Origin of the sequence: Pseudomonas sp. R62 (assembly GCF_000257605.1) — a bacterium.
Classification (GTDB): Bacteria; Pseudomonadota; Gammaproteobacteria; order Pseudomonadales; family Pseudomonadaceae; genus Aquipseudomonas; species Aquipseudomonas atacamensis.
In genome coordinates this window covers 1-517 of record NZ_AHZM01000988.1, presented here as the reverse complement: position 1 = coordinate 517, position 517 = coordinate 1, and the positions used below count along the sequence as shown (strand labels likewise).

The 517-nt window shown below is 53.0% G+C and carries 1 protein-coding gene; it reads left to right on the top strand.

Translation table 11 applies throughout. From position 1 onward, the window contains the following. The coding region (locus tag OQK_RS01485) for a DUF2569 family protein (protein WP_016770788.1) at window positions 1-517 on the top strand (517 nt) is incomplete at both ends.

Here is a 517-nt window from a genome sequence, read left to right as displayed (position 1 = left end):
AGAGCAACATGCAAGAAAGCGAAGCGTTGAGAGGGTTACGAGGCTGGCTCGTGCTCATTGTAATAGGCCTGGTCATCTCGATTTCCCGCACGGCCTATAGCCTTCTCGCGGTGCATTACCCTCTTTTTGCAGATGGCACTTTTACCGTGCTGTCTACGCCTGGGACGACGCTGTACAACCCGTTGTGGGCGCCGATTTTGGTGTCGGAAGCGCTGATTAATGGGTTGTTTGTCGCCACCTACGCCTACCTCATTTACCTTTTCATCTCCGAGCACTATCTATTCCCCAAGGTTTATATCGCGACGGTGATTGCGTCGGCGGTGTTCATTCCCCTCGATGCCTGGGTGTGCTCACTGGTGTTCGTAGATGAACCCATTTTCGACTCCAACACGACAAAAGAGCTGGCACGGACATTGATTACCTTGTTCATCTGGGTGCCTTACATGCTGGTATCCAAACGGGTAAAGGCAACGTTTGTCATGCATAAGCCGCAGAGAGCGGACGCGCACACGGCCGT